This window comes from Granulimonas faecalis (assembly GCF_022834715.1).
Taxonomy (GTDB): domain Bacteria; phylum Actinomycetota; class Coriobacteriia; order Coriobacteriales; family Atopobiaceae; genus Granulimonas; species Granulimonas faecalis.
Window position 1 is genome coordinate 1,918,846 of sequence record NZ_BQKC01000001.1, and the last position, 22,290, is coordinate 1,941,135.

The following is a 22,290-nucleotide window of genomic DNA, read 5'->3' on the forward strand; positions in this document are numbered from 1 at the left end:
AGCAGTCGGACACTTTTGTCCCACGCGGGGGTGCGGGGCGGCCGGGGACGGCGGGGCCGATGCTCCGGGGTCCGGTCAGGCGCCGAAGGGGCCGTCGCCCTCAACCGGGAGCACCCGCACGCCCTCGCCGAAGACCGAGGAGGCCAGCTCGAACGCCGAGGCCTGGTCGGGCGGCAGCGTGGAGGGGTCCACGGCTTGGGGCCGGGCGGCGGCCCGCGAGGCGGCCTCGACGAAGGGGTCAGCGAGGCCCGGGGGCGTCGGCTGCGGGGAGGACGCGGGGGGCCTGGGGGCAGGGGCCGGCTGCTGGACGGCCGCGGCCGCCGCAGGCTTGGGCGCGGGCATGGGGGCCGACGCCGGGGCGGGTTGCCCGGCCGGTCCGGCGGGCTGCTCGGTGGCGCCGGCGGTCGGGGCCATGCCGTAGGCCTCGAGGGGGACCCGGTCGTCGTCGGACTCGGGGGGCGCCGGAGCGGTCGCCGTGGCCGCAGAGGCCTCCTCCCACGGTGGCACGGCCGCACCGGGGGCCGACGCCGAGGAGGGCGCCTGCGGTGCGGACTGGGGCGTGGCCGGGCGGGCGGGGGCCGACGCCTGGGGGGCCGGTGCGACCTGGGGGGACGTCGGGCGGGACGAGGGCTGTGGGGCGGGACGGGAGGCAGGGGCGGGAGCCGCCGTGGCGGGAGACCCCTGCGCCGGTCCGACGGGCGCACCGGCGGCACGGACCTCGACGGTGCGCTGGCCCATGGTCTGCGAGAGGGCCTGGGAGACGGCCTGCGAGACGTCGGGGCGGCCGAGGAGGCCCTGGACGAAGCCGGCCTGGGGCGACTCGATGACCAGCGTGTGGCCGTCGTCGCTCAGGGGGCGGGCGTTCATGAGGAGGGCGTGCGTGGGGGCGCTCGTCTGGCGGAGCAAGGAGAGTGCGGTGTCCCAGGCCGCGCCGAGGCGCGGGTCGCCGGGGGTCGGCGTCGCCGACGGCGCGGGGGCCGCCTGGGTCGCGGGCTTGGGCGCCGGCGCTGGCGTCGGCGCGGAAGCGGGTGGCGCCGGCGTCGGCTGCGGGGTGGGCTTGGGCGCCGGCGTTGGCGCGGAGGCCAATGCGGGCTTGGCCGCCGCCTGGGCCGCGGGCTGCGGGGCCTGGGCCTGCGGCTGCCGCGGCGGGACGGCGGCGGCAAGCCGGGCGGCAGCGGTGGCCGAGGCCGGCCGGGCCTCCCGCTCGGCGGCGGGCGCAATCTGGGGCGCGGCCGCCCGTTGCGGCGCCGCGTTCCTCTCGGCAGCCGCCGGCGCCTGGGACCGCCCATCCCCCGCCCTGAGGGCCGGCGCCGCACCGGCTCCGCCGGCCAGCGCGCGCTCGAGCACGGCCACGCGCTCGGCCAGGGCCTCCACCGTCATGTCGGTCTCCGGCCGCACGAGGCGCGAGACCGCCACCTCCAGGGTGAGGCGCGGGCTGCGGGCCGTGCGCATGGAGAGCGCCGTGGAGCCCAGGCAGTCCAGGCAGCGCGAGATCCTCTCGGCGGGCCCCAGGGTCCGCGCCTGGGCCACCAGGGCGGCACGCTCCCCCTCGGTGCCGCCCAGGAGCGACTCCACCGGACCGGCGACGGCGGCCACGTAGAGGTCGCGCAGGCGCCCCACGAGACCGTCGCAGAAGCGGAGGAGGTCGTTGCCTGCAGACGTCTGCTCGGCCACCAGGCCGAGCAGGGCCGCGGCGTCGCGGGAGGCCAGGGCCGCCACGGCGGCGTCGAGGGCGGCGAAGTCGGCCACGCCCAAGAGGTCGCGGGCGTCGGCCGCGGTGATCGACCCGTCGCCGAACACGGAGAGCTGCTCGAGCGTGGAGAGGGCGTCGCGCATGCCGCCGCGGGCGTGGCGCGCCACGATGTCGATGGCCTCCGGCTCGGCCGAGAAGCCCTCCTCGCGGCAGACGTACTCCAGGCGCTCGCGGATGTCGGCGTCGTCGATGGAGCGGAAGTCGAAGCGCTGCACGCGCGACAGGATGGTGGCCGGGATCTTCTGCGGGTCGGTGGTGCAGAGCACGAAGACCACGTGGGCCGGGGGCTCCTCGAGGGTCTTGAGCAGCGCGTTGAAGGCCGCCGTGGTGAGCATGTGGACCTCGTCCACGATATAGACCTTCTGACGCGCCACCGTGGGGGCAAAGTCCACGCGGTTGACGATCTCCTCGCGGATGGCGTCCACGCCCGTGCGGGAGGCGGCGTCGAGCTCGTGGACGTCGGGGTGGCGACCCTCGGCGATGGCCACGCACTGGTCGCACGTACCGTCGGGCAGGTGGCCAGCCCCCTGGTCGCAGGCCACAGCCTTGGCGAGGATGCGCGCCAGGGTGGTCTTGCCGGTGCCGCGGGGACCACAGAAGAGGTACGCGTGGCCGAGGCCGCCGCTCTGGACACCCCGCTCGAGGGTGGACACCACGGTCTTTTGACCCACGACGTCGTCGAAGGTCTGCGGGCGGTACTTGCGGTACAGAGACTCCATGGCTTTCCTCCCGTCCCGGCTCGGGTTGTCCATTGTACGCGACCGAGACGGCGGCAAGAGAAACGGCGCCCCGGGTTGGGGCGCCGTTCGGCGGTCGTCCGAGAGAGGGAGAGAGCACGACCGCGGGTGAGGACGATGGCGCGCCCGCCAAGAGGGATGCGTCTGGCAGGGGGCGGGGTGCCGGGCCCCACAGCCAAGTGGCCAAGGAGAAGAGGGGGCGAGGCGCGCCGTTGTCGTCCTTATACCGCGAGGGCGGGCCCTCATTCCCGGTCGCGGAAAAACGGGGGACCCTTCCGGCGAACGGTAGGTTTTGGCGGGCGGGCGACGGAGGGCGGGGGTGGGGGCGTTCGGTGAGCGGACAGGGACCCTTCGGTGAGTAGAAATCCGCTCACCGAAGGCCACCAAGCCGCTCACCGAGGCCGCGAGCTCGCCAAAAGTGGGACAAAAGTGTCCGGGTGGTGGGACACGGGACAGGGCCCCGGCCGCGCGGTGCGGTCGGGGCCCTGCGGGGCGGGGCGATGCCGGGTGGCGCCGGTGAGGGCTACAGGCCCTTCTCGATGGCGTCGGTGATGGCCTCCTCCACGGCCACGGCGCACGCGACGGTGGCACCGACCATGGGGTTGTTGCCCATGCCGATGAGCCCCATCATGTCCACGTGGGCCGGGACGGAGCTGGAGCCGGCGAACTGGGCGTCGGAGTGCATACGGCCCATGGTGTCGGTCATGCCGTAGGAGGCGGGGCCGGCGGCCATGTTGTCGGGGTGCAGCGTGCGGCCGGTGCCGCCGCCGGAGGCCACGGAGAAGTACTTCTTGCCGTTCTCCAGGCGCTCCTTCTTGTAGGTGCCGGCCACCGGGTGCTGGAAGCGCGTGGGGTTGGTGGAGTTGCCCGTGATGGAGATGTCCACGTTCTCGTTCCACATGATGGCCACGCCCTCGCGCACGTCGTCGGCGCCGTAGCAGTTCACCGCGGCACGGGGGCCGTCGGAGTAGGGAATCTTCTCCACGACGGTGAGCTCGCCGGTGTAGTAGTCGAACGACGTCTTGACGTAGGTGAAGCCGTTGATACGGGCGATGATCTGGGCGGCGTCCTTGCCAAGGCCGTTGAGGATCACGCGCAGCGGGGTCTTGCGGGCCTTGTTGGCGTTGTTGGCGATACCGATGGCGCCCTCGGCCGCGGCGAACGACTCGTGGCCGGCCACGAAGGCGAAGCACTCGGTGTCCTCGCCGAGGAGCATGGCGCCGAGGTTGCCGTGGCCCAGGCCCACCTTGCGGTCGTCGGCCACGGACCCGGGCACGCAGAAGGACTGCAGGCCCACGCCGATGGCGGCGGCGGCGTCAGAGGCGGTCTTGACCTCGCCCCTCTCGGCCTTCTTGAGGGCGATGGCGCAGCCTGCCGTGTAGGCCCAGACGGCGTTCTCGAACGCGATGGACTGGACGCCCAGGACGATGGCGCGCGGGTCGATGCCGTGGTCCTCGCAGATCTTCTGGGCCTCCTCCAGGGAGGAGATACCGTACTCGGCGAGGGTCTCGTTGATCTTGTCGATGCGGCGCTCGTAGCCTTCGAACGTAACTGCCATGGGTGACTTCAGCTCCTTTCCTACTCGTGACGGGGGTCGATGACCTTGGCGGGGTTGTCCCACTGGCCGTAGCGTCCGGTGGCCTTCTCGACGGCGGCCGCGGCGTCGAGGCCGTCCTTCAGGGCGTCGGCGAGCACGCCGAGGTTGATGAACTCGAAGCCGACGATCTCGTCCTTGTCGTTGAGCGCCTGCCTGGTGACGTAGCCCTGGGCGAGCTCGAGGTAGCGCGCGCCCTTGGCCTTGGTGCCGTACATGGTGCCCACCTGGGAGCGCAGGCCCTTGCCGAGGTCGTCCATGGCGGCGCCGATAGGCAGGCCGCCCTCGGAGAAGGCCGTCTGGGTGCGGCCGTAGACGATCTGCAGGAACAGCTCGCGCATGGAGGTGTTGATGGCGTCGCACACGAGGTCGGTGTTGAGGGCCTCGAGGATGGTCTTGCCGGGCAGGATCTCTGAGGCCATGGCGGCGCTATGGGTCATGCCCGAGCAGCCGATGGTCTCGACGAGGGCCTCCTCGATGATGCCGTCCTTGACGTTGAGCGTGAGCTTGCAGGCGCCCTGCTGCGGCGCGCACCAGCCCACACCGTGGGTGAGGCCGGAGATGTCGGAGATCTCCTTGGCCTGGACCCACTTGCCCTCCTCGGGGATGGGTGCCGGGCCGTGGTAGGCGCCCTTGGCCACAGGGCACATGGCCTCCACTTCTGTCGAGTAAATCATGCCGCTCCTCTCTCTTTCTCTCATTGGAACGGGTGACGCGGCGGGTCCCCCGCTCGACGACTCTCCCCATTTTAAACGCGAGGAGCGCCGGCGGGGGCCGCAAGGCCTCAGTCGCGCGGAACGCCACCGGAAAGCACACGGTCGGCGTCGGTGACGGCGCGGACCGGCCGGCACGGGTTGCCCGCGGCCACGACCCCGGGCGGCACGTCGCGGGTGACCACCGAGCCAGCGCCCACCACGGAGCCGGCGCCCACGGTCACGCCGGGCAGCAGGCACACCTTGGCGCCGATCCACACGTCGTCGCCCACCGTGATGGGAAGGGCCCGCTCCCAGCCCGCGTTGCGCTCCTCGGGCACCAGCGGGTGGCAGGCGGTGTAGAAGCCGCAGTCGGGGCCCACGAAGACGTGGCTCCCCAGCGTTACGGGCGCGCCGTCCATGAAGTAGGCGCCGTGATTGACGAAGCACCCGTCGCCGAGGGTCACATTGGACCCGTAGTCCACGGTGAGCGGGGCGAGCACCTCGACGGCCGCGCCCACCGAGCCGAGCACGGCGCGCATCAGCCGGTCGCACTCCTCGGCGTCCGCCGGGTCGCAGGCGTTGAAGGCGCGGCAGGCCGAGGCCGCCCGGCGACGGGCCTCGAGGAGCTCGGGGTCGAAGTTGGCGTCGTACCAGAGGCCGGCGGCCATGCGCTCGGCGTGGGTGGCGGGGGCGGCGTCCATGACGCTTCCTATCTGTAGAAACGGCGGTCGCGGCGGTCGGGGCCGGCACGGGCCCCGCACCGCTATACTATGGGCCATGCGTGTCCGGCAGGGGCGGGCGACACCATGTCCCGAACCTGGTCAGGACCGGGAGGTAGCAGCCATAAGGGGCCTCTGGTGGGCGCCCGTTCCCGCCTGGCACGCAGCGCGCCCCTCGAGCCGTGCGGCCCGAGGGGCGCTTCCGTACCGATTCACCCGAGGAGCGCCATGGACTTCATCGCATTCATCGCCGGCCTGCTGCAGGACCCCATGGCGGCCATCCAGGGCTGGATCGCCCAGGGTCCCATGGTGGCCGTGGGCTTCATCTTCCTGGTGGTGTTCATCGAGACCGGCGTGGTCTTCATGCCGTTCCTGCCCGGCGACTCCCTGCTGTTTGCCGCCGGCGTGCTCTGTCACGGCGAGGCCGGCCAGGTGCTGCCCATCTGGGAGCTGCTCCTGTTCGTGTGGGCCGCCGCCATCCTCGGCGACCAGTGCAACTTCTTCATCGGCCACTTCCTGGGCCGGCGCATCATCGACAGCGGTCGCATCAAGGCCCTCACGCCCGAGCGCGTGGCGCAGTCCGAGGCCTTCATGGACAAGTGGGGCGGCGTCTCCATCTTCCTGGGGCGCTTCTTCCCCTTCATCCGCACGTTCGTGCCGTTCCTGGCTGGCGTGGGTGGCATGAAGTGGCACCACTTCTTTGGCTTCAACGTGCTCGGCGGCATCGTGTGGTCGTCGCTCTTCACCCTGCTGGGCTACTTCTTCGGGCAGATTCCCGCGGTGCAGGAGCACTTCGAGCTTGTGGTGGTGGGCATCGTGCTCATCTCGGCCATCCCCGCCGTGGCCGGCCTGGTGAAGGCGCGGCTCGCCCACCGCGAGGAGCGGCGGCTGGCCGAGGAGGACCGGGACGGCGAGTAGGCGGGCCACGGACGGGTGGCCCTCCGCGGACGGACGGGACCCAACCCCGGGACGGGCGGCCCCCCCCCCCCCCCCCCCCCTCCACCGCACCTTTCTCCGCACCTGAACGCGGTTGGGGGCGGCCCTCCTGGCACCTGAACACACCTGGGGGCGGATTTCGCGCACCTGAATACGATTGAGGGCGGGCCCGGCGCCGATACGGCAGCCGAACCCGCCCTCAATCGCGTTCAGGTGGGAAGTCCCCCCTACCCCCGCCAGCGACGCACGAGGGAGAGGGCCGTCCCCGCGACGAGCACCGCGGCCGCGGTGAGCGCGGGCAACGGGGTCGCCGCATCGCCCGTGGCGGGCAGCACCGAGACCGGGCGCACGTCGCCGGAGGCGGCGGGCTCGGAGGAGCCGCCGGTGTCGGGCAGCGGCGCGGCAGGGGCGTCCGGGGCGCCGGGCGTCGAGGTGCCGCCGTTCTCGTCACGGGGCGGGTCTACGGGGTCGGGCACCTTCTCGAGGAACACCTCGACGGAGTGGTGCTCGCCCACGTCCTCGAAGGTCCACCTGCCGGCCTCCAGGAGGTCGGGGCGCTCCACACCGTCGATGACCACCTTGGCCACGCGGTAGCCCGCGGCAGCGCTCCACTCCACGGTGTAAGAGCCGTGGCGGTCCACCAGCGCGCCCGCCGTGATGGAGCCTATGCCGCCGGAGAGCGACGTCTCCACGCGCAGCTGCTCGGGCGCCTCCCCGGGAGCCGTGCGGGACGGCACCTCGTCGTCGCCGGGGGCGCGCCTCTCCACCACCAACGTGACCCTGTCGCCGTCCCGGAGCGTGCCGGCCGGGATGATCGCAGACCCCGTCTCGGGGTCCACGGGGAACTCGCGGTCGCCCACCACGACCTTGACGGGCACGTAGCCATCGGGGACGTCCCAGGTCACGGCCACGTCCCTCGTGGGGTCGACGATGCCGTTGCCGGGGGTCGACGGGTCCTCGGGGTCGCCTACCACTACGGTGCCGGGACCGCCCTCCACGCCGGGGACCACCTGGACGAGGCCGTCGGCGGCGAGGGAGTCGGGGTTCACGGGGTCCTCGCCCTCCTTGGCGAAGTAGACCTTCACCACGTGGTCCTCGGCGATGCCCGAGAAGTCGAGGGCCATCCCGGCGGCGCCGGCCTCACGGGGGTCCAGGGAGGGGTCGGGGAAGACCGGCGTCATGGCACGCACCTGCCGGAACACGCCGGCGCCCTCGAAACGCGAGGCCTGCACGAGCGACCCTGCGGCGGCGTCGCGCTCGTCGTAGTACACCGTGCCGTCCACCTCGATGTAGGTGATGCGGGAGCCGGCGTCCGGCGTGCCGAAGACGTCGCGGTAGCCCTGTCCCTTGAACACGGTGCGCGAAGGCGCGGCCGTGCCCGGGCCGAAGGACTGCACGGACACCCGGTAGACCACCGGCGACAGGGAGACCACGACCTCCTTGTCCTCGCGGATGTTGTCCAGGCCGATCTCGCGGTCGGAGGGGCCGGCGGCGGGGAGGCCGTTGACCGCGACGCCCGAGACCTCGTAGACGGCGTAGTCGGCGGCGTCCACGTCGGGCGTCGTCTGGACCACCGGCTCCCAGGCCACATGGTAGGAGCCGCCGACACCCACCGTGGCGCCCCCGGTGATGCTGCCGGGGCCGCCCTCGATCCGGGTGGTCACACGCAGGTCATCCGCCCGGAGCGACGGGGCTCCGTCGGCGCGCTCGGTGTAGACGTCCACCACATGGTTGCCCGAGATGGACGCGAAGGCCATGGAGCCCCTCGCGACGGCCGCCTCGTCCAGCGGGACGCCGTCCACCCAGACGGCGGAGACGCGGTAGCCCTCGGCCGCGGCCCAAAAGACCAGGCCGTCCCCGCCGGGCTCGAGCACCTGGGAGGGGCTCGTCTCGGCACCCGCCCCGTAGGTGTTGACGGTCACAGTGTAGAAGCCCGAGGAGGACGAGCCCGCGATGACGGGGTTCCTGGCCAGGGTGACCACCACCGTGTGGTCGGCCGAGAGGGACGCGAGGTCCAGGGAGGTCGACGCCGGGTCGACGGCCCGGCCGTCCAGCTCCACGGAGGCGACGTAGCAGTCGGGGCCCGGCGCCCAGGTCACCCGGCCGTCGGCGCCGGGGGCGTAGGCGGTCGTGGGCGTGACGGTGGCGCCCTGGGTGGCACCCTCGAGGCGCGTGGTCACGGTGAAGGCCCCGGGGTCGCCGGACGGCTCGGGGTCGGGCGTCACGACGTAGGTGACCTCGACGACGTAGTCGGTGCCGTCGGGGTTGGGGTAGGTGACCTCGACGGTGTACTCGCCGGGCTTGGTGGGGTCGATCTCCTCGACGGGCACGCCGCCCTTCTTGATGACCGTCACGGGCTCGACGCCGTCGGGCAGCGGCGGCACCATGCCACCGGTGGGTGCCGGGCCGTCGGGGCCGAAGGTCTCCCACACGAGGCGCTCGACATCCTCGGGCGTCACAGGGTCAGGGGACGGGTCGGCCGGCTTCACGGGTTCGGTGACGGAGACGGGGTGGCCGTCGGTGACCACCACGGTGCGACGGTCGGTCACCCGCAGAGGCGCGGGCACGAGGGTCACGGAGTAGTTGCCGCTCGGGGTCACGAGCGTGCCGCCATCGCCGCGCCGGAGCCTGTCGAAGGAGAACGCGAGCTCATAGGTGCCAATCTGCGGGCGGGCGTGGCTGAGGGCCAGGCCGCCGGACGTGCGGGGGCTGAAGGAGACGCCGCCGAGCTCGTCTTCCAGGGTGTCGCCCGGTGCGAGCATGTTGGCGGGCCACGCCACGGGCCAGGTGTGCCCGGCGCCGTCGGCGGCGGTCCCGGTGACGGAGGCGGCGTCGAAGGCGGCAGCGTCGGTGTGGGCAGGCTCGGTATCGGGGGCGTCGGGGTCGACGAGCGCCACGTCGCGCACCCAGGTCGCAGGGCTCGCGGCGGGGTCGGAGAACCAGCGGCTGGACACGGTGAGCGGGCGCGGCGTCACGGTGCCCCTCACCGTGAGGTCGCCGGCGTCGCTCAGGCCGGGCAGGCGGTAGTCGGCGGCGTCGGCGCCCGCCAGGCGCGCCCCGTGGAGGACGAGGTCGCGGGAGCCGGCGTCGGCCGAGGAGAGCTCGGCCGCGTCGAACTCGAGCCAGACGGAGGCGCCGGGGACCGTGCCGTCCGCAACGGAGACGCGGCCGCCCTCGAGGTAGGGCGAGCCGTCATAGACCTTGGTCCAGCGGCGGGCGGACACCTCGACTGTCTCGCCCGTCTCCGGGTCCTGGGCCTCGAAGCCGCCGGGGCCGTCCGGGTCGACCGGGGCCGTGGCGTCGACGGCCTTGGGCCGGATGGTGAAGGTGGCCGTGCCGGGGACGTAGTCCTGGATGGTGGCCCCGGAGGCGTCCACGCTGTAGACACCCGAGGAGGTCACGCGGTAGGTGCCGGCATGGAAGGGCTCACCCTCGGCGTTGGCCTCGTCGGGACGCAGGTCGCGCCAGCCGCCGGGTGCGGAGGCGTCGCGCACCTGGTAGACGCGGGTGACGGCGGCGGGTGTGACGCCGGCCTCCTGGTTGTTCGCATCCATGTGGTGCGTCTTGACGTCGGTGTCGCCATTGACGTTCTCCTGGACCCTGAGGGGGTCGCCCACGGTCACGTCGTCGGCCTCGGTGGTGATGGTGCGGCCCGTGGGGTCGACCACGATGTCGACCTTCACGTAGACGTCCACGGTGGCGTCGGCACCACCCTCGCCGTCGCCCGCCTCCTTGTCGCCCGGCATGTCGCCGTACTCGATGATGTAGGGCAGCGGGTAGGTGCTGTCGGGCAGGTCGTTCCAGCGGCCGTCGCGCGCGGAGTTGCCGAAGTCGACCGCCAGCTGCATGTACTTCTCGTTGCCGGCGGACTGGTCGGGCTGGCTGGAGGCCCAGAGCATGAACATCTGCTCACCGGTCTCGGGGTTGGTGGCCGGGTACCAGCGCTGCCCCGTGGAGGCGTCGCCCATCTTGAGGCCGGCCTCGGGTCCCGAGACCCAGTAGTAGGCGCTCACCACGCCGGCGCCGTTGAACGTCCGGCTGTCGGCCCATCGGGTGGGGACGCCGGCGTTGCCCGTGCGGTAGTTCTGCGCCCAGTCGCCCGTACGCCGCGTGTAGGCGTCGTCGGTGGTGCCGCCGATCCAGGTGTCGGTGTGCACCAGCGAGAAGACGAAGTCCTGCTCGGCCTGGCTCGTGACCGTCACCAGGTAGCCCTGCATGCCCATATAGGTGTGCTCCTCGGCACGGCGGAGGGCGGTGGACCAGCCGGTGCTGTCGCGACCCACCTCGTAGTAGTGGCCGTTGAGCGAGTTGTAGTCGCGGGTTGTGCTCACCGGCGCCAGGCTGGCCACGATGCGGAGGCCCTTGGTGTTGGTGTTGTCCGCCAGCTGGACGGTGAGGTAGCGGGAGAGGAACTCCTGCCACTGCTCGGCGGTGGCGCCGCCGGCCTGCGTGTAGTTGATGGAGCGGTTGCCGTGCTTGTTGCCGTTATAGCGGACGAAGCCCGCAGGCAGCGCCTCGTTGTTGTTCTGCTGGTGGGCCGAGTTGAAGTAGATCTCGTCGGCGGCGGTGATGCCCGTGGTGAACTGCACCGTGATGCTCTGGAACTTGGCGTCGGCGGGCTCGGTGGTGACCTTGAGGTCGGGGAAGCTGTAGGTGTTGGCCAACCCGTCGACGGGCGTGGCGGCGCCGGCCTTGATGAAGAGCTGGACGTCTTCCTGGTTGGCGCGGGTGGCCGTCACGGGCACGACGTCGGCGAGTCCGGCGGCGCGGGCCGCGACGGTGGCGACCGGCGACACGGCGACGAGGACCGCCAGGGCCGCCGTCGCGATCAGGCGGAGCGGCCGTGCGGGCAGGGCGGTGCCGGAGGGAGGGTCGGTGCGTTTGAAGGTGCGTCTCATGGTGTGCCTCTTCCCGAGAACCTTGGCTTGCGGCCACCGGTACGGGGAGTCCGGTGGGCATTATCCAAATTCATCTGAAATAGTATAGCGCAGAGTCCCCATTTTTATTCCGTGCTGGGAGCCCGGCACCTGAACGCGGCTGAGGGCGGGTCCGGTTGCCGTATCGGCGCCGAATCCGCCCTCAGATGCGTTCAGGCGTGCGAAATCCGCCCCCAGAGGCGTTCAGGTACCGAGAGGGCCGCCCTCGGACGCGTTCAGGTGCGGAGAAGGGCGACGGGTGCGGGAGGGGTGCAGGGGCGTGTCAGGCCTTGAGCAGCACCTTGTCGTCGGCGAGGTCCGTGCCGGCCGTGGAGCGGAAGAGCTCGAGGAGGTCGGCCACATCCATGGAGGCGCGCTCCTCCCCCGAGACGTCGGCGACGATGCGGCCGTCGTGCATCACGAGGGTGCGGGTGCCGTGGGCCAGGGCGTCGCCGAGGTCGTGGGTGACCATGAGGGTGGCCACCTTCTGATCGGCCACGATGCGGTCGGTGAGCTCGAGCACGCGCTCGGTGGCCGCCGGGTCGAGGGCGGCGGTATGCTCGTCGAGCAGCAGCAGGCACGGGTTGCCGATGGTGGCCATGAGCAGCGTCACGGCCTGGCGCTGGCCGCCGGAGAGCGAGCCCACGGGCACGTCCATGCGGTCCTCCAGGCCAAAGCCCAGGTCGCGCAGGCGCTCGGCGATGAGCTCGCGCTTCTCGCGGCGCATGGCCGGCCTGAGGGCGCCCCCGCGCTCGGAGCGGCCCAGGGCCAGCGCCACGTTCTCGGCCACGGTGAGGCTGGGGGCGGTGCCCATGAGCGGGTCCTGGAACACGCGGGACAGCACGCGGGCGCGGCGGTAGTCGGGGTCGAACGTCACGTTCCTGCCGTCGATGGACACGAGCCCGGCGTCCGGGGTCACCGAGCCGGCGATGACGTTGAACAGCGTGGACTTGCCGGCGCCGTTGGACCCCACCACGCAGGCGAACTCGCCGGCCCCCATGGACAGGTCCACCCCGTCCAGTGCCCGATGGGCGACGTTGATGCCGGGGCTGAAGGTCTTCTCGACGCCACGGACCTCGAGCATGGCCATGTCACTCGCCTCCCTTGAGGGCCTGGGCGTCCTCGGCGAGCAGCCGCTCCATGGCGCCCTTGGCCTTGATGCGTACGGAGCGCTCGCCCAGGGCGGCCCTCACCGAGGGGACGGCCATGAAGGCGCCCACGATGACAGCCGAGACGAGCTTGAGCGCGTTGGCGTCGATGAGGTTCACCGACAGCGCGAGCTGGATGATGAGGCGGTAGGCCACCGACCCCGCCACGGCGCACATGAGGCCGCGGGTGACCGACCGGCGGCCGCCGAAGACCTCGCCGATGATGACGGAGGCGAGGCCCACCATGACCATGCCGGTGCCGCTGGAGAGGTCGGCGAAGCCCTGGTACTGGGCCAGCAGCGCGCCGGTGAGGCCCACCATGGCGTTGCCGAGGGCCAGGCCGCCCACCTTGAACGCGCTGGTGTTGATGGAGCTCGCGCGGCTCATGGCCTCGTTGTCGCCCACGGCCCGCATGGCGAGGCCGGCCTCGGTGCGGAAGAACCCGGCGAGGGCCGCCACGGCCACGGCCACCACGAGCACCACGAAGCCCATCTTCACGACGTCCACGGTGGCGGCGCCGCCGAGGGCGGAGACGACGGGGTCGAAGCACCGCACGGTGGACAGCAGGCTCACGTTGGGCGCGCCGAGCACGTAGATGTTCACGGAGTAGAGACCCGTCATGGTGATGATGCCGGCGAGCAGCGGGTTGATCCGCGCCTTGGTGACGAGGAGGCCGGTCACGCAGCCGGCCAGGGCGCCGGCCGCGCAGCCCACGGCGAGGCCCAGGTAGGGGTGCCCGGCCACGGTGAGCACGGCCGAGCAGGCCATGCCGAGGCCGAAGGAGCCGTCGACCGTGAGGTCGGCCATGTCGAGGACGCGGAAGGTCACGTAGACGCCCACGGCGAGCAACGAGTACTCGAAGCCGAGCATGAGGGCGTCGAAGAGAACCTGCAGGGTCATGGGGAGATCCTCCTGGGGAGACGCGGGCGCCCCGCCGGAGGGACGGGGCGCCGGGGGTGCGGGGCGCAGCTAGTCGATGACGCGGTAGTCGCCGGAGTCGGATACCGCCACGCCGAGCGCCTTGGCGGTGGTGCCGTTGACGGCGTAGTCGTCGGAGGCGAGCACCTCCACGGGCATGTCGGCGACGGGGGTGCCGGTGAGGGCCTTGATGGCCATGTCGGCGGACTTGGCGCCGAGGGTGGTGTTGGAGCAGGAGACCGACTCGAGGGCGCCGGACTGGACCATGACGGGGTCGGTGCCGAGGACGGGCACGCCGGCCTTGGTGGCGGCCTCGGTGAGGGCGGTCATGGAGCTCTGGACCACGGAGTCCACGGGCACGTAGATGGCCGTCACGTCGGAGGCGAGGGCGGCGCCGGTCTGCTGGACCTCGGAGCTGTTGGTGACGGTGCGGACCTCGACCTCGATGCCGCGGCCCTTGAGGTACTCCTCGGCGGCCTTGGCCGTGACCTCGGCGTTCTTCTCGCCGGAGCAGTAGAGGATGCCCACCTTGCCGGAGAGGGCCGCAGGGTCGAGCTTGCCGGCGAACTCGAAGATGGCCTTGACGTCGGAGGTGTTGGAGGTGCCGGTGATGCCCTTGTCGGGCTTGTCGAGGTCGGCCATGAGGCCGGCGGCCACCGGGTCGGTGACGCTCATGAAGACCATGGGCGTGGCGATGCCCGCGTTGGCGCAGGCCTGGGCGGCCGGCGTGGCGATGGGCACGATGACGTCGTAGTCGGAGGACTTGAGCTGGGCGGCGATCTGGTTGAGGGTGGAGGTGTCTCCCTGGGCGTTCTGGACGTCGTAGGTGACGTTGTCGTAGCCCTGGGCCGCCATCTCGTCCTTGAAGCCGTTCATCATGGTGACGAAAGCGTCGTTCTCCACGACCTCGACGAAACAGACCTTGACGGGGTCGCTCTTGTCGCCGGTGGAGCCGGCCTCGTCCTGGGCCGAGGTGGCCGGGCCACAGCCGGAGAGCGCCATGCCCAGCGCGAGGCAGAGCACGAGCGCGCAGATCAGGCCGCCGCGGAGGCCGTTCTTGGGGAAGCCGTTCCTGGGGAGGCGCTTGGGGTCGGGGGTCGTCGGGTTCATCGCTCGCTCCTTTCTGGGCCCGGTGGCGCCGGACCCGTGGGGCGGCCATGAAAAAGCGCTCGCCCCCGGTCTTGGTCTGACTCAAGGACAAGCGTCTCGACGTCGAAACACCTGCGGTGCCACCTTGATTGACGGAGGAGGTCTCCGTCCTCTTTGCGGGCGCGTCCACGCCCTGCTCTGTAACGGGAGCTCCCGTCGCGGCTTCCACGCTGCTGCGCTTCTCCGCGCCCTCGGCGGGTCCATTGTGCCGTCCTGCCACCACCCGCATCTCAGCTGCACGGGCTCTCTGTAGGCGCTTGGGGCGGTTTTACTTCCGCTTCGTCGGTTTGGGGTACCGGTATTCGGTTGAGAAGGACTCTAGACCCGGCCTGGCGCGCCTGTCAACGGGCGCGGTCCCGCTTTACCGAGTTGAAACCCGGCTGGGTCCCCGGGTCGCAGTTGGCTAGAATCTTGTCGTCACACGCACCCGACCACCCCCCGAAACGGACCCACCCATGCCCCACTCCAAGCCCAAACGCCCCGAGGCACCCGCCGAGAAGCCCGCGTTCCACGCGAGCTACGAGCTCACCAGCCTCATGACCCAGGAGGCCACGAGCCTCCTCGTGCCCGGCGGCGCCACCAACCCCGCCTACATCGCCTGCGCCGTGTGCCTCGTGGCACTCGTGGCGTTCTGCCTCCTCGTGCCCGACGCCAACCCGGCCGTCGCCGTGGCCGGCGCCGTCGCGTGCGCCGTGCTCCTCGTGGTGGCGGGCCGCTGGGGCGACGCCGTAGCTCGCCGCGTGGCGGCCCAGGGCTGGAACGCCGTGGCGCTGCCCGAGGACGCCCGCCGCGTCACCGTGGACGTCTGGCCCGACCGCATCGAGGTGGCCCGCGCCGACCGCGACGCCGAGGTGATGCCGCTGGCCGAGGTCAAGGACGTCAAGCACTCCGACTCCATGATCGTGGTGCGCTTCCGCGACGGCTCCCTGGCCCTCGTCCCGCGCCGCGCCCTGTCGCTCCAGCGCTTCCACGCCTGCCTGGCCCTCGTCGAGTCCCGCGGCGCCTCCGAGGGGCGCTGACGGCCGGGGCGTCCCTCCAAACCGCACGAGAAAGGGGGCCCATGGCCCGCTCAAAACAGTCGAGGCACAGGAAGGCGGCGCCCCTCCCCAAGGGCGTGCCCACCGACGCGCCCCTCGTCAACGAGACGCACCTCACCAACGACATGGTCAAGGAGGGCTGCCGGCTCACCACCTCGGCGGCGCTCCGGCTCGTCTACTTCGCCTTCGGCATCGCACTCGGTGTGTTCGCCCTGGTGTGGCGGCTTGCCTTCGGCGCCGACACCCTCGCGTTCGTGCTCGTGCTCCTCGTGGGCCTCATGACCGTGTGGCAGGGCTCGCGCCTGCCCATGGAGAGCGCCCGCCGCATGATCTCGCAGCTCGACAAGGCCGGCGAGGCCTCCCGCGACCGCGTGTTCTATGCCACCGAGGAGGGCCTGGGCGTCAAGGTGGGAGACGGCCCCTTCAAGGTGTTCCCGTGGCGCGCCTTCAACCGAGCCGTGGCCACGCCCACCGTGTGCTGCCTCACCATGGCCGGGCAGTCGGCCCTGGTCATCGTGGCCATGGACGGCTTCGTGCGCGGCGGCAACGCCGAGTTCGTGCACTTCGTGGGGTCCCATGTGGTGGAGCCGGACCGCGGCGCCCTCGTGCGCTGGTGCGAGAAGGTGTGCCGCACGCTGGACGGCTGGGGCAGCGTGCAGGCGGCCCAGCGCGAGCGGGACGCCGCCAAGAAGGAGGCGCGTCGGCAGAGGAAGCAGGCGCGCCGCGGCCGGCGCCGCTAGGAGGAACCCATGGCAACACCTGAGAGCACGCCGGCGATGAGCGCCGGCGACGTGGTCTACGAGTCGACCATCGTCATGGACGAGCCCCTGCTAAGGGAGCTCGTCTCGGCCAAGGACCGGTCGATGAACAAGCGCGACGGCCTGGTCATGGCGGTGGTCTGGGCCGTGGTCCTGGCCGCCTACGTCTGGGGCACCGTCGCTGCGGGCGTCATGACGGCGTGGGGCGTCGTGGCCGGCGTGGTCATCCTGGCCCTGCTCGGCTGGTCGGTGGCCCTGGCTGTCACGGGCTTCACGCTGTTCTGGCCCAAGCGCTCGTGGCGCAAGACGGCCGACCACTGGTTCGCCCGCCACGGCGCGGGCACGGGCGACGACCAGCGCTGCGAGCTGCGGTCGAGCGCCTGCCTGTCCGAGGCCCGCTGCTGCGTGCTGCAAGACGGCCGCCCTGCGGGCTCCGTGGCCAAGCCCTACAAGGCCTTCTCCCACATTGAGGAGACCGAGCACCTGCTGGTGCTGGTTGCCGGCGACGGCGAGGTGGGCAGCGTGCTGCACAACATGTTCTCACCGTCCTACGCCGACAGGCTCGCCGAGCGGGCCGACCTGGAGGACGTCTGCTGGGACAAGCGCACCCTGCGGGGCGGCACCCCCGAGCAGCTGAGGGAGTACCTGGAGCGCAAGGTGGGCGCCCGGGCCTAGGGCCCGTCCCACCACCCGGACACTCCTGTCCCAATGGTCGGACACTTTTGTCCCACGCCACGGTGGCGCGCTTTTCCACCGGTCCGTCGGGTTCGCCGCACCACCGTGGTGCGGTCTCCGCCTGCCGCTTCTCCCGCCCTTCGGTTTGTGAGGCCCGACCATGCCAACGGGGCCTCCGGTATGGTCGCCCCCCACGGCGGCCCCACGCCACCCCCTCTCCCGCCGCCCCCACCGCCCAGAGCGCCCTGCGCGGCCGGCGACCCTCCGCGGGCCCCCGATGCCCGGCGCGCCCCATCGGCTAGAATTGTGGAGTTTGCATAACACGGCAGCACCCAGGGAGAGGACAGCCTGTGAGCGACAACGAGAGAACCGACCCCGTCTATGTGACCACCGGCATCGCACTCACGCCGCGCATCCTGGCAGGCATGCTCACCGGCGGCAAGTCCATGGGCGTCAACTGGGCGGCCAAGTTCGCCGAGATCGGCGACGCCGACGTCTTCGAGAACGCCTCCAAGCCCACCATCGTGGAGCCCCTCGGCACCGATGGCGACGACATCCTCGCCGCCCTCCTGCCGCCCCAGATCCTCGTCGAGATCACCGCCGACGAGGCCGCCATCGACCACGTGCGCGACGGCGAGTGGCCCGAGGCCCTCCTCGACGAGGTGACCACCCAGTTCTGCGAGAACGAGGAGCTGGCCGAACAGGTCTACGAGCGCTGCACCCGCCTCATGGCCGGCGCCGACGTCGTGGCCTTCCACTGGAACGCCAACTACGTCATCCACATGCTGTCGGTGGAGAACCTCGACAACGCCTACGTGCGCAAGGTCGCCCAGTTCTACCAGCGCTTCTCCGACTCCGACCCCGTGGGCGGCCTCTTCGCCCTGTTCATGCTGGCCCTTCTGGGGCCCGCGCGCTTCGACCGCGTGGTGGGCGCCTTGGGCGGCTCCTTCGGCATCTAGGGGACAAGGCCAAGAACGGCCGAGAAAAACGCCGGTAAACCGGCCCCGCGCAAGCAAAGGGCGCCTGTCCGCGAGAACCCCTCGCAGGCAGGCGCCCTTGTCCATGCCGCCCCGTCACCGGCCGGCCGCGTCGTCACTCCTCAATAGCCCACTCCCGGCCGGTCTTGGCCCAAGCGTTCCAGTCCTGAACGTCGCCCGTGATGGCCCACTCCTTGATGGCCGTGTACACATGGGCGTCGCCCACCACGGAGGTGGCGTCGTAGAGGCGCGTGCGCTGCTCGTCCTCGCCGATCTCGTCCACGGCGCGGCCCCAGTCGCTGTAGTTGGGGTCGCCCATGGCCTTGAGCAGCGTGGCCGGCAGGTCGCGCTGGCTCACGGGAGCATGGCTCACCTTGAGGGGCTGGGCGGCCTGCTCGGCCGTCTCGGCGGGCTTCACCAAAAGGAAGGGGCTGGAAGGCTCGCTGATCTCATCGGCCAGGTACCACTCGCCGTGGTCGGCGGTGACGATCACGGTGGTCTGGTCGTAGATGCCCAAGCGCCTGAGCTCGTCGAGGTAAGCCTCCACGCCGAGAAGGGCGCCGCGGGTCTGGTCCACGTAGTCGGTCTGGCCCTCCTCCACGCGCTTGCCGTCGGCCGTGAGCGTGATCGGGTAGTGGGAGCCCATCATGTGGATGAGGCGACAGGTGCCCGTCTCGCCCTCCACGTCGTCGCCAAAGGAAAGGCCCTCGGAGCGAACCGCATCGATATAGGCCTCGTCATCGAGCTTGAACGGCGTGTTGGAGCCGTTGCCCGAGCTGTCGCCCATCAGGGTGCCCACAACGTCACCGCTGTAGAACCAGAACGGCGGCTTGGCTGCCCAGGGGCTCTCGCGGTAGAGCGAGCACTTCCACAGCTCGGTTACCGTGGGCCAGAACGGGGCAGAAAAGTCGATGCGATGGATGTTGCCCACGCGCCCCTGCAGGGGACCCACGCCCTGGGGCAGGTCGGTGGCGTAGACGTTCACGCCAAAGCCCAGGCTGCCCATGGCGTCCACGAGGTTGTTGTCGCCGGAGTACCACTCGGTGATCTTGGCGTTGCCATAGGCGGCGTCACTCTCATCGAGGTGCTGGCCCGTGATAAGGGAGCTCATGGCAAAGCGAGTGGGGATCATGACGCCGGAGGAGTTGGCGTAGCGGGTGAAGCCCGTGAACCCGTCAAGCGCATCGGGATAGCGCTCCAGCACCTGGTCGAGGTACTTGTTGTCAAGCGTGTCGAGGACGAACATCACCACGTTGTCCTTGTCGGAGAGCTCGCTTATGCCCTCCGTGGTCACGAGGGGCTTGCCGTCCCAGACCGTGCTGCCGGAGCCCAGCTCGTCGAGGGCGCGCTGCTGGTCGCTCCAGGTGGAGGCGAGGCCCACCGACTGGACGAGCACGAGCACCACCGAGAGCACACAGGCCATCGTCTTGGCCGAGCGGCCCTTGGCCAGTGCGAACGGGACCGCGCCGGCCACAAGAGCGATCCACACCAGAGACGAGACCACGGTGATCTTGGTGTAGTCGTCCCAAGGCACCGGCTTGCCGTCGGCCACGGGCAGGCCCGTGTTGAGGAAGGTCGACTGCACGAAGCAAGCCACGGCAAGGGCCGCCACCACCGAGACGGTCACCGTGAAGGCGCGGCCCCGCACCAGGGACAGGAGCAGCGCGCCTACGACGATGAGCACGAGGGCAAAGACGACCAGCGGGCCCGCCACCGGGCCTGCACCAAAGACGAAGCTGTCGAGGCTCGTGGCCACGATCTCCAAGGGCGTCACGACGCCCAGGGTGTAGACGAGGCAGCCCCAGGCGAGCAGGGCCAGCAAAAAGCGGGGCAGCCATCGCACGTTCTGGGGGCGGCGAGGGCCCACCAAGGCATCGTCGGCCGTGGCGGCGGCATCGGCGGCGGCGAGGAGCTCAGACGCGCCAGGCGCGAACGGGTCGATCTCGTGCACCTCGGGGTCGCGTACCTTGTCGCGGTTCTCATCGATCTTGAGCAGGGCGAACACCCGGCGGCGCACGCGGCGCCACACGACGCCGACCACGGCCGAGAGGGCCACGGCCACGCCGGCCAGGGCCTGGATGGTGTAGGTGACCACGGACGGGTCGACGTAGGCGAAAGCCGGCGTGGGGGCCAGGGCCAGGGTCACGCAGGCGAGGGCCCAGGCGCCGTCGAGGGCGAGGCGGGCCAGAGTGCGGCGGGTCTTAGGCCTCACGGCTTCCCTCCTTGGGGTCGGTGGCCGCAGGGGCGACGGCGGTGTCGCCCGCGGCAGGCTTGGCGCCAGCCGCGCCGGTGCGGCGGGCCTGGGCGGAGAGCACGGCGTCGAGCAGGTAGCGCCCGGCCACCTCGCCGCCGTGCCCGTGATTGAAGACGAAGCCGTCGTAGACGTCCTCGATGACGCGGCGCCAGTGCTCGGGCCGGGCCACCATGGAGCGGGCCACCTCCCCGAGGGAGCCGATCTGGTCCACGGCCACGCTGCGGCCGATCTGATTTCGCAAGGAGATGTCGGTGGGCTCGAGCCCGATGTCGCGCCAGTCGGGGTTGCCCACCTTCATCGGCGTGTCCACGAAGACCGTGGGACGCCCCGTGGTGAACGAGTACTCGCACGAGATGGACGACCAGTCGGTCACGAGCACGCTGGCGTCAAAGATGGACCCCTCGCCGGAGAAGTCCTCGAACGACACGGAGCCCGAGACGTCGGCGAGGCGCCCCTTGAGGGCCTCCCAGCGGGGCCCGTAGCGCTTGACGTACTCGGGGTGCGGGCGCACCACCACGGAGAAGCCCGCGCCCACGAGGGAGCGCACGGCCTCCTCGCCGCAGAGGTCGAGGAGGTTGTCGTCCTGCCACGAGGGGGCCACGAGGGCCATGGGGCGGTCGGCCGGGGCCGCCGCGACCGGGGCCTCCTTGAGGTGGCGGCCCCGCACGGGGGCCGGGCGGCGGGCGGCGAACTCGGCGCGCTCGCGGTCGAGCAGGTCGTAGCCCACCGGCACGAGGTTCTTGGCCGGCACGCCGCGCAGCCGCTCGGAGGCGCGGGTCTCGGCCACCTGGTGCGGGCCCACGCAGAAGATCGTGTCGTAGTGGTCGTGGCAGTTGGCCGCGCCCACGAGGTGCATCGAGGTCATGTGGTGCAGCATGTCCACGTACTCGATGTCCTGGCGCACATAGGAGCGCTTGAGGTAGTAGTTGTCGAGGTCGGCCAAGGAGGCCACGAAGACGTCGCAGTCCATCTTCATCATGAGGGTGATGAGGCGCTTCTCGCCCACGTAGTAGGGAATGAGGCGCGGCTGGGTCTCGTGGATCTTGAAGACCTGGTCGTCGGGGTCGTTGGTGATGTAATGGATGCGCACGTCGGAGTGGGCCAGAAGCCACTCGATGGCGCCGCGGAAGTACTTGTAGAAACCGCTGCCCTCGGAGTAGAAGACGAGCGACTTGTCGATGACGTCGTTGAAGCGGGCGATGTCGGCGCGCTCGCGGCGGGCCAGGGGGTCGGGCTTGAAGCGCGAGCCGGCGCGGCGGTTGAGGTTCTCGAGGGCCGCCAGCTCCTCCTGGGAGGCGCGGAGGGCCGGGTAGTCCACGTGCTTTCTGGGGTCCATGATCGCGTTGCAGGCCAGCTGCACACCGATGGCCATGAGGTTGGAGCAGATCCAGTAGAACACCATGCCGCTCGCCACCGACACGCCCAGGATGGCCGACAGCGCGATGGACAGGCCGTTGGTGGAAGCCTTCTCGGCGGCGGACTGCTCGCGCTGAAGCGGGTTGATGTGGTTCTGCGCCAGGCCGAGGGCGGCCGAGGAGAGCGCGGCCAGCACCGGCATGGCCCACGACCAGCCGCCGTCGACAAGGGGCACGAGGCCGAGGAGCTCGGTACCGGGGGCACCCGAGGCCGTGATGGAGCGAATGACGTCCACGAGGCCGAAGAGAATGAGAACCTGGATGGCCAGGGGCAGCATGGAGAGCAGCGGGTGGTAGCCCTTCTCCTTGTAGAGGGCGTTCTGGGCCTCCCCGATGGCCTCGCGGTCGCCGAAGTACTTGACCTTGAGGGCGTTCACCTGGGGCAAAAGGCTCACCACGAGCAGCGAGTTCTTCTGGCACCACAGCGAGATGGGCATGAGGATGACCTTGGTCACCACGGTGAACAGGGCGATGGACACCCACCAGTTGCCGGTGAGCGCGTAGATGGGGTCGAGGACGGCCCCAAAGATGTCGGCGAGAATCTGCAGCACTGCGGTCCTTGTCTTTGCAGGGTGATCGAACCCCAAAGGGGCCTTGGAAATGATACGT

15 protein-coding genes and 1 other RNA gene are annotated in these 22,290 nt (G+C 71.1%); 6 read left to right on the top strand and 10 right to left on the bottom strand.

Going from position 1 to position 22,290, the window contains the following annotated elements:
• Positions 1 to 75 precede the first annotated feature (75 nt).
• The 4 genes from dnaX to OR600_RS08605 all read right to left on the bottom strand — a co-directional run bounded on the left by dnaX (position 76) and on the right by OR600_RS08605 (position 5,480).
• The gene (gene dnaX, locus OR600_RS08590; protein ID WP_265591006.1) at positions 76 to 2,472 is read right to left on the bottom strand and encodes a DNA polymerase III subunit gamma/tau; all 2,397 of its coding nucleotides are present in this window, start codon (positions 2,470 to 2,472) and stop codon (positions 76 to 78) included.
• A 541-nt stretch (positions 2,473 to 3,013) separates the two neighbouring features.
• Positions 3,014 to 4,048 (bottom strand): GGGtGRT protein, encoded by a 1,035-nt coding sequence (locus OR600_RS08595; protein WP_135978416.1) that lies wholly within the window; start codon positions 4,046 to 4,048, stop codon positions 3,014 to 3,016.
• A gap of 20 nt (positions 4,049 to 4,068) precedes the next feature.
• Positions 4,069 to 4,761: an iron-sulfur cluster assembly scaffold protein gene (locus tag OR600_RS08600; RefSeq protein ID WP_265591007.1), complete on the bottom strand. Its 693-nt coding sequence runs from the start codon at positions 4,759 to 4,761 to the stop codon at positions 4,069 to 4,071.
• Between the two features lie 107 nt (positions 4,762 to 4,868).
• The gene (locus OR600_RS08605) at positions 4,869 to 5,480 is read right to left on the bottom strand and encodes a sugar O-acetyltransferase (RefSeq protein ID WP_251173681.1); all 612 of its coding nucleotides are present in this window, start codon (positions 5,478 to 5,480) and stop codon (positions 4,869 to 4,871) included.
• An 84-nt stretch (positions 5,481 to 5,564) separates the two neighbouring features.
• Here OR600_RS08605 and ffs point away from each other — a divergent pair.
• Together ffs and OR600_RS08615 are read left to right on the top strand one after the other, a co-directional pair.
• An RNA gene (gene ffs / locus OR600_RS08610) (signal recognition particle sRNA small type) lies at positions 5,565 to 5,660 on the top strand.
• Positions 5,661 to 5,726: 66 nt separating this feature from the next.
• On the top strand, positions 5,727 to 6,416 hold the full coding sequence (locus tag OR600_RS08615) for a DedA family protein (protein ID WP_204407946.1): 690 nt from the start codon (positions 5,727 to 5,729) through the stop codon (positions 6,414 to 6,416).
• 245 nt (positions 6,417 to 6,661) lie between these two features.
• On the opposite strand, the gene OR600_RS08620 is transcribed toward OR600_RS08615, so the two are convergent.
• From OR600_RS08620 to OR600_RS08635, 4 genes are all read right to left on the bottom strand, one after another.
• Positions 6,662 to 11,332 carry a hypothetical protein gene (locus OR600_RS08620; protein WP_265591008.1) on the bottom strand — a complete coding sequence of 1,557 codons (4,671 nt, stop codon included), beginning with the start codon at positions 11,330 to 11,332 and terminating at the stop codon, positions 6,662 to 6,664.
• 301 nt (positions 11,333 to 11,633) lie between these two features.
• Positions 11,634 to 12,440, bottom strand: coding sequence for an ABC transporter ATP-binding protein (locus OR600_RS08625; protein ID WP_265591009.1), 807 nt, complete (start codon positions 12,438 to 12,440; stop codon positions 11,634 to 11,636).
• A 1-nt stretch (position 12,441) separates the two neighbouring features.
• Positions 12,442 to 13,398 (bottom strand): ABC transporter permease, encoded by a 957-nt coding sequence (locus OR600_RS08630; RefSeq protein ID WP_251164161.1) that lies wholly within the window; start codon positions 13,396 to 13,398, stop codon positions 12,442 to 12,444.
• Positions 13,399 to 13,467: 69 nt separating this feature from the next.
• Positions 13,468 to 14,526, bottom strand: a complete 1,059-nt coding sequence (locus tag OR600_RS08635) for an ABC transporter substrate-binding protein (protein ID WP_135978410.1) — start codon at positions 14,524 to 14,526, stop codon at positions 13,468 to 13,470.
• 494 nt (positions 14,527 to 15,020) lie between these two features.
• Here OR600_RS08635 and OR600_RS08640 point away from each other — a divergent pair, with 494 nt between their 5' ends.
• The 4 genes from OR600_RS08640 (at position 15,021) to OR600_RS08655 (ending at position 17,994) form a co-directional block, all read left to right on the top strand.
• Positions 15,021 to 15,584 (top strand): hypothetical protein, encoded by a 564-nt coding sequence (locus OR600_RS08640; RefSeq protein WP_135978409.1) that lies wholly within the window; start codon positions 15,021 to 15,023, stop codon positions 15,582 to 15,584.
• Positions 15,585 to 15,625: 41 nt separating this feature from the next.
• Positions 15,626 to 16,342 carry a hypothetical protein gene (locus OR600_RS08645; RefSeq protein WP_265591010.1) on the top strand — a complete coding sequence of 239 codons (717 nt, stop codon included), beginning with the start codon at positions 15,626 to 15,628 and terminating at the stop codon, positions 16,340 to 16,342.
• A gap of 9 nt (positions 16,343 to 16,351) precedes the next feature.
• A complete protein-coding gene (locus OR600_RS08650) occupies positions 16,352 to 17,035 on the top strand; it encodes a hypothetical protein (protein ID WP_135978407.1) in 684 nt (227 codons plus the stop codon).
• Positions 17,036 to 17,385: 350 nt separating this feature from the next.
• Positions 17,386 to 17,994 carry a hypothetical protein gene (locus OR600_RS08655; RefSeq protein WP_135978406.1) on the top strand — a complete coding sequence of 203 codons (609 nt, stop codon included), beginning with the start codon at positions 17,386 to 17,388 and terminating at the stop codon, positions 17,992 to 17,994.
• A 133-nt stretch (positions 17,995 to 18,127) separates the two neighbouring features.
• Here the strand turns inward: OR600_RS08655 and OR600_RS08660 are convergent, their stop codons facing one another.
• Both OR600_RS08660 and OR600_RS08665 read right to left on the bottom strand, forming a co-directional pair.
• Positions 18,128 to 20,224: an alkaline phosphatase family protein gene (locus OR600_RS08660; RefSeq protein WP_251173673.1), complete on the bottom strand. Its 2,097-nt coding sequence runs from the start codon at positions 20,222 to 20,224 to the stop codon at positions 18,128 to 18,130.
• A complete protein-coding gene (locus OR600_RS08665; RefSeq protein WP_265591011.1) occupies positions 20,214 to 22,232 on the bottom strand; it encodes a YidC/Oxa1 family membrane protein insertase in 2,019 nt (672 codons plus the stop codon). Before OR600_RS08665 ends, OR600_RS08660 begins: the two co-directional genes overlap by 11 nt.
• Between the last annotated feature and the right edge of the window lie 58 nt (positions 22,233 to 22,290).